17 protein-coding genes and 1 pseudogene are annotated in these 16884 nt (G+C 42.8%); 11 read left to right on the top strand and 7 right to left on the bottom strand.

The genetic code is table 11. The features are described from left to right. Positions 1-63 precede the first annotated feature (63 nt). Together V2H77_RS17715 and V2H77_RS17710 are read right to left on the bottom strand one after the other, a co-directional pair. Positions 64-1368 carry an NAD(P)/FAD-dependent oxidoreductase gene (locus V2H77_RS17715; RefSeq protein WP_341499849.1) on the bottom strand — a complete coding sequence of 435 codons (1305 nt, stop codon included), beginning with the start codon at positions 1366-1368 and terminating at the stop codon, positions 64-66. Between the two features lie 108 nt (positions 1369-1476). Further along, positions 1477-2238: a response regulator transcription factor gene (locus tag V2H77_RS17710; protein WP_341499848.1), complete on the bottom strand. Its 762-nt coding sequence runs from the start codon at positions 2236-2238 to the stop codon at positions 1477-1479. Between the two features lie 265 nt (positions 2239-2503). Here V2H77_RS17710 and uriH point away from each other — a divergent pair, with 265 nt between their 5' ends. Next, positions 2504-3454: a uridine-preferring nucleoside hydrolase UriH gene (gene uriH, locus V2H77_RS17705; protein ID WP_341499846.1), complete on the top strand. Its 951-nt coding sequence runs from the start codon at positions 2504-2506 to the stop codon at positions 3452-3454. A 55-nt stretch (positions 3455-3509) separates the two neighbouring features. Here the strand turns inward: uriH and V2H77_RS17700 are convergent, their stop codons facing one another. Further along, entirely contained in the window at positions 3510-4499 is a 990-nt protein-coding gene (locus V2H77_RS17700; RefSeq protein ID WP_341499845.1) for a glycosyltransferase, read from the bottom strand. Between the two features lie 490 nt (positions 4500-4989). Here V2H77_RS17700 and V2H77_RS17695 point away from each other — a divergent pair, with 490 nt between their 5' ends. Then, complete coding sequence (locus V2H77_RS17695) at positions 4990-6186, top strand: aspartyl protease family protein (RefSeq protein WP_341499844.1); 1197 nt, start codon at positions 4990-4992, stop codon at positions 6184-6186. Between the two features lie 44 nt (positions 6187-6230). On the opposite strand, the gene V2H77_RS17690 is transcribed toward V2H77_RS17695, so the two are convergent. Both V2H77_RS17690 and xreR1 (V2H77_RS17685) read right to left on the bottom strand, forming a co-directional pair. Next, entirely contained in the window at positions 6231-6842 is a 612-nt protein-coding gene (locus tag V2H77_RS17690) for a hypothetical protein (protein WP_341499843.1), read from the bottom strand. A gap of 125 nt (positions 6843-6967) precedes the next feature. After that, the gene (gene xreR1 / locus V2H77_RS17685; protein ID WP_265378911.1) at positions 6968-7204 is read right to left on the bottom strand and encodes a cell morphology transcriptional regulator XreR1; all 237 of its coding nucleotides are present in this window, start codon (positions 7202-7204) and stop codon (positions 6968-6970) included. A gap of 148 nt (positions 7205-7352) precedes the next feature. Between xreR1 (V2H77_RS17685) and xreR2 the strand changes: the two genes are divergently transcribed. The 3 genes and pseudogenes from xreR2 to V2H77_RS17670 form a co-directional block, all read left to right on the top strand. Next, positions 7353-7562 (top strand): cell morphology transcriptional regulator XreR2, encoded by a 210-nt coding sequence (xreR2, locus tag V2H77_RS17680; RefSeq protein ID WP_341499842.1) that lies wholly within the window; start codon positions 7353-7355, stop codon positions 7560-7562. Positions 7563-7651: 89 nt separating this feature from the next. Then, on the top strand, positions 7652-7870 hold the full coding sequence (gene ccdA / locus V2H77_RS17675) for a type II toxin-antitoxin system antitoxin CcdA (RefSeq protein ID WP_265378909.1): 219 nt from the start codon (positions 7652-7654) through the stop codon (positions 7868-7870). Then, a pseudogene (locus V2H77_RS17670) lies at positions 7871-7963 on the top strand (CcdB family protein); the annotation flags it as partial. A 30-nt stretch (positions 7964-7993) separates the two neighbouring features. On the opposite strand, the gene xreR1 (V2H77_RS17665) reads toward V2H77_RS17670, so the two are convergent. Together xreR1 (V2H77_RS17665) and V2H77_RS17660 are read right to left on the bottom strand one after the other, a co-directional pair. After that, entirely contained in the window at positions 7994-8230 is a 237-nt protein-coding gene (gene xreR1 / locus V2H77_RS17665) for a cell morphology transcriptional regulator XreR1 (protein ID WP_074525094.1), read from the bottom strand. Between the two features lie 312 nt (positions 8231-8542). After that, positions 8543-9205, bottom strand: coding sequence for a GntR family transcriptional regulator (locus V2H77_RS17660; protein WP_341499841.1), 663 nt, complete (start codon positions 9203-9205; stop codon positions 8543-8545). A 436-nt stretch (positions 9206-9641) separates the two neighbouring features. On the opposite strand from V2H77_RS17660, the gene V2H77_RS17655 reads away from it, so the two are divergent. The 6 genes from V2H77_RS17655 (at position 9642) to V2H77_RS17630 (ending at position 16340) form a co-directional block, all read left to right on the top strand. Then, entirely contained in the window at positions 9642-10370 is a 729-nt protein-coding gene (locus V2H77_RS17655) for a DUF969 domain-containing protein (protein WP_341499840.1), read from the top strand. Next, a complete protein-coding gene (locus V2H77_RS17650; protein WP_341499839.1) occupies positions 10370-11386 on the top strand; it encodes a DUF979 domain-containing protein in 1017 nt (338 codons plus the stop codon). Before V2H77_RS17655 ends, V2H77_RS17650 begins: the two co-directional genes overlap by 1 nt. Positions 11387-11397: 11 nt before the next feature. Then, a complete protein-coding gene (gene pcp, locus V2H77_RS17645) occupies positions 11398-12045 on the top strand; it encodes a pyroglutamyl-peptidase I (RefSeq protein ID WP_341499838.1) in 648 nt (215 codons plus the stop codon). 103 nt (positions 12046-12148) lie between these two features. Next, positions 12149-12907, top strand: coding sequence for a LamB/YcsF family protein (locus tag V2H77_RS17640; RefSeq protein WP_341499837.1), 759 nt, complete (start codon positions 12149-12151; stop codon positions 12905-12907). Between the two features lie 32 nt (positions 12908-12939). Beyond that, positions 12940-14553 carry a 5-oxoprolinase subunit B/C family protein gene (locus V2H77_RS17635; protein WP_341499836.1) on the top strand — a complete coding sequence of 538 codons (1614 nt, stop codon included), beginning with the start codon at positions 12940-12942 and terminating at the stop codon, positions 14551-14553. 8 nt (positions 14554-14561) lie between these two features. Then, the gene (locus tag V2H77_RS17630) at positions 14562-16340 is read left to right on the top strand and encodes an acetyl/propionyl/methylcrotonyl-CoA carboxylase subunit alpha (protein WP_341499835.1); all 1779 of its coding nucleotides are present in this window, start codon (positions 14562-14564) and stop codon (positions 16338-16340) included. Positions 16341-16884 lie beyond the last annotated feature (544 nt).

Here is a 16884-nt window from a genome sequence, read left to right as displayed (position 1 = left end):
GATGTTCTCGTTCCAAATAAAATAATTTATGAGTTTTCAATGAATACTACTGATATCAATAAATTAACGGCGACCTTTCCAGAACCCTGACGTTTGATGCCAAATCTTGCCCGCAGACACCATAAAATGTCGCAATTTATCTTTGCCAATAATATTTACATGAGGAATTGAACTCATCAGATCATAACGCTCAGATCCTTCGCTCATCCCTTCGGCCAATACTTTACAAACGATATGGCTTGGCGTGACCCCGAAACCAGAATAGCCCTGCACATAGAACACATTATTGTGCTGCGGCAAAGAACCAATCTGTGGGAACAAATTCGCACTGCAACACAACGGCCCTCCCCATGCCAGTTCAACCTTCACGTCTTTCAGATAGGGGAAAACTTTCAGCATCAAGTGACGATTCCAGGCTTTCAAGTCAGATGGGATATGTTCAATGAAAGGGGTTGCACTACCGAACAAGAGACGGTTTTCCTTCGTCACACGGAAGTAATCAATAACCGGGCGAATATCACTGTATGCACCGCGAATCGGGCTGATTTTCTCAATTAAGTCATCCGACAACACTTCCGTCATTAACTGGAAGGCATAAGTGTTAACCACCTTTCTATAAATATATGGCTCAAGGCCACTGTTAAGAAAGGCGTTACAGGCCCAAAGCATCTTATTGGCGCGAACCGATCCCATCGCGGTACGAACCGTTACTCTAGAACCATATTCAATGTTCAGCGCCTCACTGTTCTCAAAGATTTTTACGCCCAAATCTGTCGCAGCTTTTGCCTCTCCTAACAGCAGGTTCAGGGAATGAACATGCCCGGCCCCCATGTGCTTCAACGCACAAGTATAAACATCAGAACCGATCACCTTTTTCACATCAGAGCCGGTGTAAAGCTCAATATCTTCATCAGGAGAAACCGTCTTAAAATCTTGCAACCAGCTACGTAATGTCTTTTCCTGTCTCTTATTCATGCCAAGATAGCTATAACCACGGCAGAGATCAGCATCAATATTATATTTAGCAATACGATCACGAATGATGCCCGCACCCAAGTTGCTGATCTGAAAGATCGTTTCCAACCCTCTCTCGCCAATATGGCGCTTGATCACCGCCAGATCATGACCGATACCCGCCATAACCTGACCACCATTACGACCTGTGCTGCCATAGCCAAGATAGCGACTTTCCAAGATTGCAATATTGGTGATACCCTTCTCTGCCAGTTCAAGCGCGGTATTGATACCGGAAAATCCACCACCAATAATCACGACATCGACATCCAGATCTTCTTGTAATGCCGGAAAACGAAGATCATATTTCTTAGTCGCAGCGTAATAAGTTAATGAATCAAGATGATTGTTCATGTGATAACCTAATTAACATCCAACATAATCACCGGATTATCTGTAGCGCAGAGTCACACCACCATGTCCCTTTAGGGATATTTGCAACACAGTTTTAACATTTGTGACTCAGGCAAAATAACGGACGGGAGTGGGAACCGTCATAAACAGACTAAAAAGCTCCGCTTGTGATCTGATTTGTAGTTTTTGATAAATATTTTTCCGATGATTTTTTACCGTCCCCGTACTGATAAAAAGTTTCTCGGCAATCTGTGGTGAACCTTTACCTTGCAATATTAACTCCACAATCTCACACTCTCTCGGAGTCAAGGCATAACGAGTCTGAGTATCCAGATAAACCATTTCAGCAGCAGGAGCTTGCTGCGTCATTTCATCATGCAATCGCGCCACACTGCGGACAATTTCCAACGCAGTTTTCAGGCTTTTCCAATGCTGCTTCTGGATGAAAAATGGCTGATTTTCCTTACCAAAAAACAGACCAAGTTGTCTTTGAGGAGAGAGCTTCAATAAAACCCCTGTTTCATCCTGCCAACCGGTCTTACGATAAAAATTCAGATAATAATCAGTATGATAAAATCCTGAAGGGATAAGTTCCCATAAGGTAAATAGATCGGTATCAGCACCATTCATCAGCGCCTGATAGAAAGGATCTTGCAGATAAGCGCCCTGTTGATAAATCTGATTTATCGCATCACTGTTTTTCCTCTCGGTTTTACTCAAACAGCGGGGAGGAAAACCTTGCTCGAAGGCATAGACAATAGCGTTATCGAAAGCAATAAATTGTTCCAGCCAAGTCAGTAAATTAGGATAAAATTCATTGGTTGCCACCGACTCAATCACTGCCGATAATCTATCTACATGAATATCCATTCAAGCCCTCGCAATTATTCATAAATTAATAATAAATCCGAAGCAGATATAGCCCGCCAATTCCATAGCGAAACTATATAAAAATCACACTCAAACTGGATGCACAACTCAATTATCGTTTATACGTTAATCAAATCACAATTATGAAACATTTTACTAATTATTTATGAGAACACTCACCCAGATCTAAGATTTTGTCACGGAATAGACGTTTTAACTGGATTATCCTCATTTTCTATATCACTTTCTCTAGCAAGGAGTAAAAATGACCACCAAAAAAATTATTCTTGATTGCGATCCGGGACATGATGACGCCATTGCGATGTTATTAGCGCATGGTAATCCTAATATTGAACTATTAGCCGTCACGACGGTTGTCGGTAATCAGACACTGGATAAAGTTACTCACAATGCGTTGGCGATAGCGCATATTGCTGGTATTACCGGCGTGCCCTTTGCCGCAGGTTGTCATCGCCCATTAGTCCGTGATATCGAAACGGCATCGGATATTCACGGTGAATCTGGTCTGGGCGGCGTAAAGTTGCCTAAACACTCTCGAACGCTTGATCCTCGCCACGCGACGGATCTGATCATTGATACGATTATGTCTCATCCACCCAAAACGGTGACACTGGTTCCCGTTGGCAGCTTAACCAATATTGCTCTCGCCGTCCGTAAAGCGCCGAAGATCGTTGAGCGGGTAAAAGAAGTGGTATTAATGGGCGGCGGATATCACACTGCTAACAGAAGCGCAGTGGCAGAATTCAATATCAAAACCGATCCGGAAGCCGCGCATATTGTTTTCAATGAAAAATGGCCGCTGACTATGGTCGGTCTGGATCTGACACATCAAGCGCGAGCCACATCAGAAATCACCAAAGCAATTTCACGCATCAATAATAAAGCGTCTCGGTTTGTCGTAGAACTACTGGATTACTATGGTCAAAGTTATCAGAAGAGGCATGGTTTCAATTGCCCTCCAATACATGATCCTTGTGCCGTCGCCTATGTTATTGATCCTACAGTAATGACAACACAAAAAGTCCCCGTCAATATTGAACTAAATGGTACCTTAACTGTGGGCATGACTGTAGCGGATTTCCGTCATCCAATACCTGAAGATGGCCACACCCAAGTCGCAGTTAAACTCGATCAACAACGATTCTGGCAATTGGTTATTGATGCGTTGAAAAATATCGACGATACCTGCGATTAAGCTGGCAAATAACCGCAGGTAGGGAACGATAATTAAAGCCGTTACTTTCAAAATATTAAACGGCTTTTAACGCCGCTCTAAGTCGCGGATATCGACGAGCCAAACGCCAGCGTAATCTAAACCCACGGGCATTTTTCCAGATCATTGACCAAATACCGCGCCCAAACAATTCATGAACCATTTGTTGTTTTACCGCCGAGGATTCTATCTCATTAATGGTATGCAAAATCCCTAGCCCCTCTTTCGCGATCTGCCAATGACACGCCGGCGCTTGCTTAACTTGCTGTGGATAACGCTGATTAATATCATTAAGCATCTCCAGGATTTTCATATAATGATGTGCTGTCCTCACCTTAATACGATCATCCGCAGGAGCATGGGACACCGAAGAAGAGTGGATCAGATAATCATAAAAAGATTCATCAATATATTGCACACGATTTGCCGTCAGCAACAGTTCTGTCGTCCACGGAATATCTTGATGATGCAACCCCGGTTCAAACTGATAATGATGTTTTGCCAGAAAAGCCCGTTTATAGATATTTAACCAAGTTACATGCAGGAATTTGCGTGAGCTCAGTGCTTGTTGCAACCATTCTGGTCCACTCAGAACTGCGGTAGAAGAGAGGCGATCGGAAGGAAAAATCTTTCGAGCCGGCCGACCATCATCATAAACATAATGACCGTTGCAAGTAGCAATATCCAGATCATTATTCTGAGCAATCTCTAACAATCGGTTATACATACCCGGATAAATGACATCATCAATATCAGGGAAAGCCACATAATCACCTTTGGCTTTCGCTAATCCCGTATTACGGGCAACAGAAACCCCTTTATTTTTCTGCGTGATAATTTCTGTCTTTGGGAGTTTTTCGGCATATTGTTCAATAATCTGGCGACTATTATCCGTAGAACCATCGTCAACCAAAATTAACTCAAAATCAGTTAGCTTTTGCCGAGATAAATTGACAAAAAACTGCGGTAAAAATCGTTCTCCATTATAAATAGGTACGACAATGCTGAGTTTTAGTGATATAGACATAAAATCAAATATATTCCTTTAGCCCAAAGGTGTTACTTTTTTATATTAATGTTATCTGGATATTTATCAGGGATAATAATTTCCATATATAAATATAAATCCAATAAATATTTATTAACTTTACATTACACCTAAAAATAAGATAGTAATGATTCATAGTGATTTTTATTTTAGATCGTTATCATTGATATACACTATATAATTAAATACATCCAGATAATTTATATTTTAATGCTACATCTATTACCAATTAATTATTATATCAATATCGCCATTAATAACTCTTACCGTTCAAATTTATCAATAGACGATATTTTCATCAACATTACCGTTGAAACTAATAATAGTTCAACCGCAATTAAACAATTACTCACTACATTTCACATCAACTAATATAATGATGTTATTGTTTACCTTTGGTTTTAGTAAGTTGGGTTTCACCAGCCCCTAGATTTTCATCTTCCACTCTCTAGAAAAGGAATCTAATATTATGAAAAAACAGGAAAAGATAGCCTGCCGGGCAATTATTACCGCCAGCTTGCTGACACTGATAACGGGCTGTAGCCATATGGAAAAAATTCATATGCCAGAAGAAAATAAACCCGTCCTTTCTACTAAGCTGAACATCCATCAGCCTACATCGATCATTGTTCCTGTCACAATCTCCGGTAAAAAATATCAATTCTTGCTGGATACTGGCGCCAGTTATACCTTCATCGATAATAAGCTGGCAAAAACGTTGACACAAATCACACCAGAATCAAAAATACCGGTTACATTCCACCGTATGTTGTCTGATGGACTGGTTACAACCAGTGAAAAACGTTTACACAAAGCTGACCTAACATTATGGCAACCCCTGGCGATTACCCTCGGCAATTATACGGCGCCGGGTTCCGATCCCTGGATTGGCATTGATATGAACCTTTTTAATCAGTCCCTTGGTCAGGATCTGGATGGTATTCTCGGAATTGACACTTTTCGTCAGCTAAATTGGGAAATAAATAACCTGAACCACACATTGACAGTATGGCGCCATGCCCCTTCAATCCTAAATTACCAACAATGCGAACCTTACAGTGATAACTATGGCAGATCTCCCGCAATCCAGGTTTCTAATGTTGTTTTTAATATAGATACCGGGGCCGATTACAGCTATGCTTCTCAGGAATTTATTGAATATCTGAAAAAAGAGCATAAAGATAAAATTTCTGAAGGAACCAGTGTCAAATACGCATCCGCGAGTGGGCTTGATAGTGGTAAAGAGTATCTGATTGACGGCTTTTATTTACAGCAACTGCCAGTAGGTCGTCTGAGAATTGGTGAAAATAAAAATGATCTCTACAATCTTGGTATGAGTTTCTTCTCGCGTTTTGATGATTATCTGTTTATCCCAAATAAAATGCTGCTCTGTTTTAACGCTAAAAATTTCACCCGTTATGACAGTCCATTATTACGCACGATTGCAATCCGCTATTTTAATAACAAAGTAGAAATATTTTACAACGACCCCAAAGATATTGAGAAATTTGGATTAAAGAATGGTGATATTGTGCTGGAAGTTAATGGTCAACCAGCCCTTCCTGAGGATATCACCTATCTTCGTAATCAATTGTCAGAAACACCGTCGGGCAAATTGACAATAAAAATTGAACGGAATGGCACCCAGAAAATTATAACCATTTAATAAAGCCATTTATTGAGGGAGAACTTATATCTCCCTCAATAAACTTACTCCCCAATTTGGTATTTATTCTGTTTATAAGCAAGATAGGTTTTAGGTAAATTCTTTTCTTTCAACGCCTGCCATATTGCCAACGCCTGTTTTTTTCCTTTCCCTTTATTTTCCGGATCAGCAATAAAATCACTGATAAAATTATTCAAACGAGCAGAAGGGATCTGTGGGAGCCTGCCTTCCTGCTGTTTTAAAGAAGCCAAGTGCTCGACCAAATCGCTATAGGTAATTTTATTATTATTGATAATTTGCGCCTTACGCCAATGATTCAGCCAATACCATTGGCCGGATTTATCTGGTAATGGTCCATATTGACGGTTCACCTGTTCTAATAAGAAATTTTTCGTTTGCTTGTCACTGACATAATTTATCACCAAACTTTTTAGGGTGAGTAAATCTCGACCTGCACGATCCCTTTTATTAGGAATAGCAATAGGCAAATCGCCAGAATAACCAAATAGCCGTGACCGAATATGTAGCTCAAGTTCATTCTTTTTTAAGTGACTTGCTGCAATTCCTAAAGATTTAGCAAACTGCCGAAGTTCAGTTACGTAAAAATAACCATTCTCAAACGCTTCCTGACTCATGCCTTTATGCAATTTACTCACAGTGACATTCCCTTAATCGTATTTGCCAGTTACCGTCAACCCATTTGCTCGACCTTATTAAGGTTAGCACGGTAATTCTCTCCAACAGTAAGAAAATTTCTAAGAAATGAAGGGGAAAGCAACTGTTAGCCTTTTGATTTAGTGCTGAAATCAAACAGATCTGTTAGCTCAATCTGTAAACCATTCGCAATAATATTGATGATTTCCAGCGTAGGATTTCTAACCCCACGCTCAATACCGCTGATATACGTCCGGTCGATTCCACATTTATCGGCAAAAGCTTCCTGAGACATGCCAGACGATTGCCTGAAATACCTAACTCTTTGTCCAAAAAGGAATTTTATAGCATTTGGCTTTTTCATCCGATAAGTATCGAATTATGTTACTTATCAGACCACGGACTATGAGTCACTTTTTGCGACAAGTTATGTTATCATATGTGACTTATAGTCTACTATGTAACGACTTACCTTTTCATATCAAAGCTATCCGTAATGCGGAGGATTAATAATGAGAAATCAGGACTGGCACCCAGCAGACATTATCGCCGAGCTGAAAAAACGCGGCACATCATTAGCCGCCGTTTCAAGAGAGGCAGGGCTAGCATCATCCACCCTTGCTAATACCCTGCAACGCCGCTGGCCTAAAGGTCAACGGCTTATTGCCGAAGCTTTAGATTGCGATCCCGCTGAAATATGGCCTTCTAGGTACATAAAGTAAGTGGCTGTAAAGCAAAAATGGGGCAGTTTATCAATAAGATAAGCTGCTCCGATCTACTTTATACTTAAAATGTGTTTTTGAGGTGTGCTATGAAGCATAGAATTAACGTAACCGTTGATAAAGAAAATTATCTGATCCTAAGTTCAGCCGGTGTAAACATTTCGGGTTTCGTTAATGAAATCATGACCAGAGAAGCTCAACGAATCAAAGCTGAAAGTTGGAAAGTAGATAATCGCAAAGGAATGGAAGAAGTTGCTCAATTTATTGAACAATATGGCTCATTTGCTGATGAAAACAGGAACTGGTAAATGCAATTTGTTGCTTATAAATACAAACGGAGCGAAAGCAAATACAGTATGTTTGTTGATGTACAAAGCGACATCATTGAGATACCAGGAAGGTGTAAAAACTCAATACCCAAATAAAGTCGACTAACTCTTTTTCTCTGCATCAAAGTCAAACAGATCTTTTAGTTCGATCTGTAAACCACTTGCGATGACATTGATAACTTCAAGCGTGGGATTTCTGACGCCGCGTTCAATACCACTGATATAAGTGCGATCAAGCCCACATTTATCGGCAAAAGCTTCCTGAGACATACCAGATGCTATTCTGATATATCTAACTCTTTGCCCAAAAATGGATTTTATAGTGTCAGGTTTTTTCATTCGATAAGTATCGAACGGCGTTACTTATCAAACCACGGACTATAAGTCACGTTTTCCTGTAACTCATGTTACTAATATGACTTACCGCAAAAATACGATGAATGATGTTTTTAATAACCACGTGATCAATCAATATCATGGCACAAAAGGCACATATAGCTTCTCTTATCATTGACTTCCTTGATCTCTATAAACACTATCGCCTTTGTCTGGAAAGACACCAAACAAACATAACGTTACAAACGAAAAATATGAAAAAATTTTAAATAAATTTACCAATCTAGCCGCAGGTATTATCTTAATCTTTATTTATTAAGCACGATTTTTGCGCGTATAAGCCGCTAATACAGTACGTTCTGACTGCTCCAGATAGCTTTTTAACTCAGAGGCCGCACTTTCTGGTTCACCTTTCTCAAGTAACGCCAAAATATAGGCATTCTGATCAATATAAGGAGCATAAAAAAGTTCAGGATCGTTCAGATAACCAAAAGCCAGACGCAATTCCGCGGAAATATGCCCATAGAATGTTATCAACCGTTCACTGTCAGTCAGTTCAACAATAGCGGAATGAAATGCCATATTTGCGGTGCCAACGCCGATCCAGTCCTGAATACCACGACACTGTTTCGCCATTTCAATTGCCCTACGCATGTGTTCAACCGCAGGATGCATAGGATAAGATTGCGCTAATGCCTGGCATTCAATGAGCCGTCGGACCCGATAAATATCAATAATGGAAGCAATACTCGGTGTGGCGACGAAAACACCACGGTTAGGTTCATATCGCAGTAACCCTTCTTGAGTCAGTATCCGAAAAACCTCACGTAATGTATTACGCGATATATCAAGCTGTTCGCTCAAAACCGTTTCTGACAGTCGTTGACCGGGTGATAGCTCTCCAATAATCAGCTTTTGCCGGATAATATCTGTTACTTTTTCACTTAATATCTTAGGAGCGGAATTATCTTTTTTCATAATGGTTAGTCGAAAGGGCGTATGATGACCCAATCCAGCCACGAATTACCAGTCTTAAAGCAATAAAAGGATGGCAGGAATCTTCACACATTCACCTACTGTCAGCAAGCATAGGGATCTAACCCGCTTACTGTTTTCTACGCCAGAATGATTATTGCCTCACGATAGTGCATTAAATGCACCATAATAGAGCATCATTATTGTAAACAGTGATCTGCATTTCATTTCTATAATAAAAAAATAATTTCATTTGCCTATTCTTTCGCCTCATTCTATTTATTGTTCAACAATATAAAAACAATTATTTAACAACAAATGCAAATCATCCAACGATGGTACGTATATTGCTTAGATATAAATTTATCTACCACACAGGAATTCAGCCTATGACAACACAGCAGGCAACAGCTATTTTCATGTACAGGGGTGACACAACATGCAACAGATCGTGAATCTATGGCCGTTGATTGGCATCGCAGTTATTGTCGTGGGTTTTTTACTTAGGTTTAACCCGGTATTGGTGGTGATTGTCGCAGGGATAATTACCGGGCTGGCAGCACATATGCCAATCACAACGATTCTGGAAAAGCTAGGTTCCGGCTTCCTTAATACTCGAAATTTGCCACTAATCTTACTGCTGCCGCTGGCAACTATCGGCCTTTTAGAACGGCACGGCTTAAAAGAACGAGCTCAAACCTGGATTAGCAATATTAAAACAGCAACCGCCGGGCGTTTGCTAATCATCTATCTGTTCATTCGTGAAATAACCGCTGCACTAGGGCTGACCAGTCTAGGAGGACATCCACAAATGGTGCGGCCATTGCTGGCGCCAATGGTCGAGGGGGCGATGGAAAACCGTCATCATGATCTGCCTGACGATGTACGTTATCGCTTGCGGGCCATGTCCGCAGCAACCGACAATGTTGGCCTGTTCTTCGGTGAAGATATCTTCGTCGCCTTTGGCGCAATCATCTTTATGCATAACTTTATGCTAGAGTCTGGCGGCATCCAGACAGAGCCGCTACATATCGCTATGTGGGGGATTCCTACCGCTATCTGTGCCTTTTTGATCCACGCTTTCCGCTTGTCTCGTCTTGATCACCATATCGCTACCGAGTTGGCAGCACTGAATGGTATGAACAAAAATCGAAGGAAGGGGGAGTAATGTTTCAGCAACAGTATCTTTATTGGTTAGCTGGCATCATCCTGCTAGCTGTAGCAGTCATGTCCTGGCGTGATCGCACCAACCCTCGCCGTCTGACCACCAGCTTGTTCTGGGCGCTATATGGCATCGTATTTCTAGTAGGTGACTGGACTTACCGCTTAATAGCACTATGGGCAGACAACGAAGCTGAGGCCCAAAAGATGTTGCATATCAGTGTGGGGCTGATCGTTGTGTTGATGGCGCTGACGGCAGGTTTTGGCGGGGTGCGACTAGGTAGTTACCATCAACGCACACCTCAGCAACGGCAGGAAAGCGCCTCTCGCTTGGGTAATCGTCTATTTCTTCCCGCACTGGCAATCCCTATCGTCACCGTAATAGGCGTATTACTGTTTAACCACGCCCCTGGATTACAACAGGCACTGTTCGGTACCGGCAATCATGCCACGCTGGTGACGCTATTTTCCATGACAGTGGGCTGCTTAGTCGGATATGGCATTGCACTAAAAATGACGCGTGAAGGCGTAGCTCAATCAACCCAAGAAGCGCGTCGCCTGCTGGATGCTATCGGCTGGGCGTTTATCCTGCCACAGATATTAGCAACGTTAGGGCTATTATTTACCGTAGCAGGTGTCGGTACCGCAATTTCTCACCTGACAGAACATTATCTGGCTGTGGATAACCGATTGATCGCGGTGACGACATACGTACTCGGCATGGCGTTATTGACGATGATAATGGGCAACGCCTTTGCTGCATTCCCGATTGTCACCGCCGGGATCGGCATTCCCATTCTGGTACTGCAACATGGCGGTAATCCGGCGGTCATGGCCGCCATCGGCATGTTTTCAGGCTATTGCGGTACACTGATGACCCCAATGGCCGCAAACTTCAATATCGTTCCTGCCGCACTACTGGAATTACCAAATCGCAATGCGGTCATTAAAGCACAAATTCCCACTGGAACGACGCTGCTGATTGCCAATGTTTTTCTGCTCTATTTTTTGATGTTTTTGTAAGGAGAGATCCCATGAAAACCGTTCTAATTACCGCTTTTGAACCTTTTGACGGTGAAGCCATCAATCCATCGTGGGAGTCGGTCAGGCAATTGCAAAACCAACAGCTCTCTGGAGCACATATTGAAACGCGCCAACTACCATGTGTATTCAATACTTCTCTCACCAACCTGTACGCAGCCATTGATGAGATACAACCTGAACTGGTCATTGCGGTGGGACAAGCAGGCGGCAGGCCAGATATCACGGTGGAACGCATAGCGATTAACATCAACGATGCACGTATTCCCGATAATCAAGGCAATCAACCCATTGATACGCCTATCGTGACAACCGGACCGGCGGCCTATTTCGCCACCTTGCCGATTAAAGCGATCGTCAGTGGCCTGCAAGCCGCAGGTATCCCTGCTTCGATTTCACAAAGTGCCGGCACCTATGTCTGCAACCATGTCATGTATGGCCTACTGCATCATCTGGCACTGACTTATCCCAAAGTACGCGGTGGATTTATCCATATTCCCTACCTGCCTGAACAGGCAGTGAAACACCCTGGTACACCCAGTATGGCTCTGGAAACAATAACAACAGCCCTGAAAATCGCTATTCATCAAGCACTAAAAAACCGTGAGGACATGGTTGCGGGTGGAGGAACGACACATTAATTCAGCATCTATCGGCGCAGCGGAAATTGCCTATCTGTAGAACTGATAAGCATCCTGAATTTTTTACTCCTTTTTTAAATATCACTCTATTGGGGTCATGACTATGAACATTATTGATTTAAACAGCGATCTTGGCGAAAGCTTTGGTCAATGGAAAATGGGCGACGATAACGCCATGCTAAGTATTGTCACCAGCGCCAATGTCGCGTGTGGATTTCATGCTGGCGATCCCGCCGGGATTCTTCAAACTTTAAAATCTGCCCATAAAAATCAGGTAGTGATCGGCGCTCATGTGTCTTATCCAGATCTTGTCGGATTTGGTCGCCGTAATATGGAGATCTCCAGTAATGAGCTGATCGCGGATGTTATTTACCAGATTGGCGCGTTGAAAGGTTTGGCGGCGGCGGCAGGAACCACCGTAAGTTATGTTAAACCGCACGGTGCGCTGTATAACACCATTGCCCATGATGAATACCAAGCCCTTGCCGTTATTACGGCGATTCGTGAAGTGGATGACAATTTAGCGCTGGTTGGATTAGCCGGCGCAAAAATATTGGATTGGGCGAGAGAAAAAGGTTTGCGTACCGTTGCGGAAGCCTTTGCTGACCGAGCTTACACGCCACAAGGCACGCTAGTTTCCCGCCGAGAAAAAGGGTCTGTGCTTCATGACGCTAATGTCGTTGCCCGGCGTATGTTGCAATTAGTGACCGAAGGGGGAGTTGAAGCCATTGATGGCAGTTTTACCCGTATTCAGGCGGATTCCATTTGTGTTCATGGCGACAGCCCAGATGCGGTAGAAATGGCACGTCAGGTGAAACTAACCCTGCAACAAGCCGGGATCACTGTACGCTCCTTTATTTAAGCAAAGTAGTATTTAATGCTCAGGAGTACCTAGTGCGTTTTTTACCTGTTAATTTAGATGCCATTATTGTCGAGCTTCATGATCTGAATGAAACGCTGGCGTTATTTGATTCACTTAACGCCCACCCTATTACAGGCATAGAAGAAATTATTCCGGCGGCCAGAACATTGTTGATTCGATTTCGCCCCAATGTTGTTTCCACAATCAAACTTGCCAGAGAAATCAATGGCCGCAACCTGAATACACTGGATAGGACAACAGGGAAACTCGTTGAAATTCCGGTGTATTACAAAGGTGAAGATCTGGCTGATGTGGCAGAAATCCTCGGCATCACCACCCAAGAAGTTATCAAGCGACATACAGAAAGTGAGTACACCGTTGCTTTTACCGGATTTGCCCCCGGATTTGCCTATTTAGTCACAGATTCAGATCGTTTACATGTCCCTCGCCGGATAACGCCAAGAACCCGCATTCCTGCGGGTTCCGTCGGGCTGGCCGGAGAATTCAGTGGGATATACCCTCAAGCCAGTCCCGGAGGATGGCAAATCATCGGCACCACGCCAGAGCGCATGTGGGATCTCTCTCGTTCTCCCTCTTCCCTGTTACAACCCGGTTTCCGGGTACGTTTCAGAGATCAACGCAAAGGCGCAACAATTGCTATCACTAAACCCGAAAACCCAATTGCGCCCATAGACGACATTCTATCTTCCCAAGTTGATCAACACTCCTCGCTGGAAATCCTAACCACTGGAATACAGACACTTTTTCAGGATTTAGGACGTTCAGGGCAGGCAAGTTCAGGTATTTCCGCAGCCGGAGCGCTAGATAAAACAGCGCTGAGAAGTGCAAACCGTATTGTCGGTAATCCTTCGGATAACGCATGTCTGGAAATTGTTCAAGGAGGGTTAAGCTTTATCTCTCATGGCAATGTCATTATCGCTGTCACAGGCGCTGATTGCCCAATCACTGTTCAAACAGCATCTGGCCGCAAGTTTCAGGTTAATGGCTATCAACCTGTTGATCTGAGTGAAGGTGATAAAGTAGCGCTAGGAATGCCCAAAACGGGAGTACGTTCTTATTTGGCAGTACGTGGCGGTTTCGCCAAGCAACCAATTCTCTCCAGCCTCTCTTACGATACGCTGGCACATATTGGCCCCAAACCAGTCGCTATAGGCGATATTTTGGATATCCTGACTGTCACTCAGGGCTTCGCGGTATCAATGGATGAAAGCCCGGCTTTCAATATGCCCACCACTGACGATATCGTTACACTGGATATCATTCTGGGGCCACGCACTGACTGGTTCACCCCAGAAGCGCTATCCCTGCTAAAAAGCCAACTTTGGCAGGTTACACCACAATCTAACCGAGTCGGTATTCGTCTATATGGAGACACATCACTATCACGTCTTAACCATAAAGAGCTACCGAGTGAAGGAACTGCCACTGGCGCAATTCAGGTTCCCGCCAATGGTCAACCGGTGCTGTTTTTAGCAGATCATCCTTTGACCGGCGGTTATCCAGTCATTGGTTCCGTTGCCAGCTATCATCTTGATCTTGCGGGACAAATTCCTGTCAATGCCCGTATCCGCTTCAACCCAATCACTGAATTTCACGAAATAAAAGAGAGCGATTGCCGCTCATGAGTACCGCAATGACCATGAATATTAAAAACCATCACACGAAAAAAGTTTTGATTGCTAACCGCGGTGAAATCGCCGTCCGTATCATCCGTGCCTGCCGGGATTATGGCTTACAATCTATCGCCGTCTACGCTGATTCGGACATCAATGCACAACATGTACAATTGGCTGATGAGGCTTATAGTTTAGGCGGAAACAGCCCCGCTGATACTTATCTTAATATTCCCCAATTATTGGCTATTGCGAAACGTTCAGGCGCCGACATGGTACATCCCGGATACGGCTTTCTGGCTGAGCGGGCAGAATTTGCCCGTGCAGTCATTGATGCAGGCTTGATCTGGGTTGGCCCTGAACCAGAGACAATTGATATTTTGGGTGACAAAGTTAAAGCACGTAAAATTGCCCAACGTGTAGGAGCGCCACAGGTTTCAGGCACAGAAGAACCGGTAAAAAACGCAGAGGAAGCTCTGGCGTTTGCCGAACAATATGGCCTGCCAATTGCAATCAAAGCAGCATATGGCGGTGGCGGACGTGGCATGAAAGTGGCATGGCGGCTCGATGAAGTCACCGAACTCTACAATTCGGCTGTCCGTGAAGCAACCGCGGCCTTTGGTCGTGGAGAATGTTTCATTGAACAGTTCCTGGATAAACCTCGTCATATTGAAGCGCAAATTCTGGCTGATAAACACGGCAATGTGGTGGTACTTGGTACACGTGATTGTTCACTGCAACGGCGTAACCAAAAACTGGTAGAAGAAGCGCCGGCCCCATTTTTGACCGAACATCAGCGCCAGCGTATTCATCAAGCGGCACAAGATATTTGTACCGCAGCCCATTATATCGGAGCCGGTACGGTGGAATTTCTACTCAGTGCAGACGGCGCCATTTCCTTTCTGGAAGTCAATACTCGCTTGCAGGTCGAACATCCCGTCACCGAAGAAACCACCGGGATCGACATTGTGATAGAACAATTTCGGATTGCAGAAGGTAAACCTTTATCATTGACCTCAACGCCCATTCCTTTAGGCCATTCTTTTGAGTTCCGTATTAACGCCGAAGATGCAGGGAAAGGATTTTTACCAACGCCCGGAACTGTGACGCTCTTTTCTCCCCCTTCCGGCCCAGGCATAAGATTGGATTCTGGCGTTGCAGCAGGTTCCACCATTCCTGACACCTTTGATTCGCTGATGGCTAAGCTGATTGTCACCGGAGCAACCCGTCAACAAGCTATTGCCCGTGCGCGACGTGCATTACAGGAATTCACTATTGAAGGCGTTGCATCAGTATTGCCTTTTCATCGAGCAGTGCTGGAACATCCTGATTTTATTTCCGATAACACATTTAACGTCCATACACGCTGGATCGAAACTGACTTTATCAATGATATAAAAATATCTCCGCGTCAGGAAAACCCTTACCCAGAAAAGGTAATACACACTTTTATTGAAATTAATGGCCGTCGGCATGAATTGGGACTCCCTGCCGAATTATTACAAAGGCTTTCATTGCCTGATTCTGGGCAAAACTCCATCACTGAGAATAAAGGTAGTGAAGCTGAGGAGACAATGACAGCATCTAATCCTGTCTCAGCACCAATATCCGGCGTCTTACAATCCTGGTATGTGCAGGAAGGCGATAAAGTTAAACAAGGTGATGTCATTGCTGTCATGGAAGCCATGAAAATGGAAACGCAACTCACCGCACATCGTTCTGGGAAAATCGTTATTTATGCAGAAGAAGGCAATTATCAACAGGCAGGCAATGTGCTGGCAAGTATTAACGATGATTAATAACGATAATAATCGCCAAATTAGTCACAATTAATTGGCTAATTTGACACATAAATTCACATTACCCAATACAACATCAAATTGTGCGGATAATTTCCGTACAATTTTAATAAGGATATTAAAGTTAAAATGCAAGCAATATCGTGAAAAAGAGGTTAATTACCTCCTTTATGAATAGGGAAAAATAACTATTAAGGACAATATTTATCATCATTTCGTTAATATTGACCATAAGAGGAATAAGTCATCACACGATTTAAAACCTGTTTGTTGGATTCAATAAGCTATTAATAAAATTATTTTTATCCAAAATAAATTTTTCATTAAATATTTTTAATATCATATGCTTCAATTTAAAATTGATAAATTATTAAAACCAATAATAAACGTGAAAACAAAATAAAGAATAAGAAAACATAATTCACTAATTATTACTCATTGATAACAGTTATATATATTTATCTAACGGATGAAAAACAGCATGATAATTTGTGACTATTTTTATATATACTTAAACAATAAGAAATCATTAACTCATTATAAA

Origin of the sequence: Photorhabdus sp. P32 (assembly GCF_038085095.1) — a bacterium.
Taxonomy (GTDB): Bacteria; Pseudomonadota; Gammaproteobacteria; order Enterobacterales; family Enterobacteriaceae; genus Photorhabdus; species Photorhabdus luminescens.
This window is presented reverse-complemented; position numbering and strand designations above follow the sequence as displayed.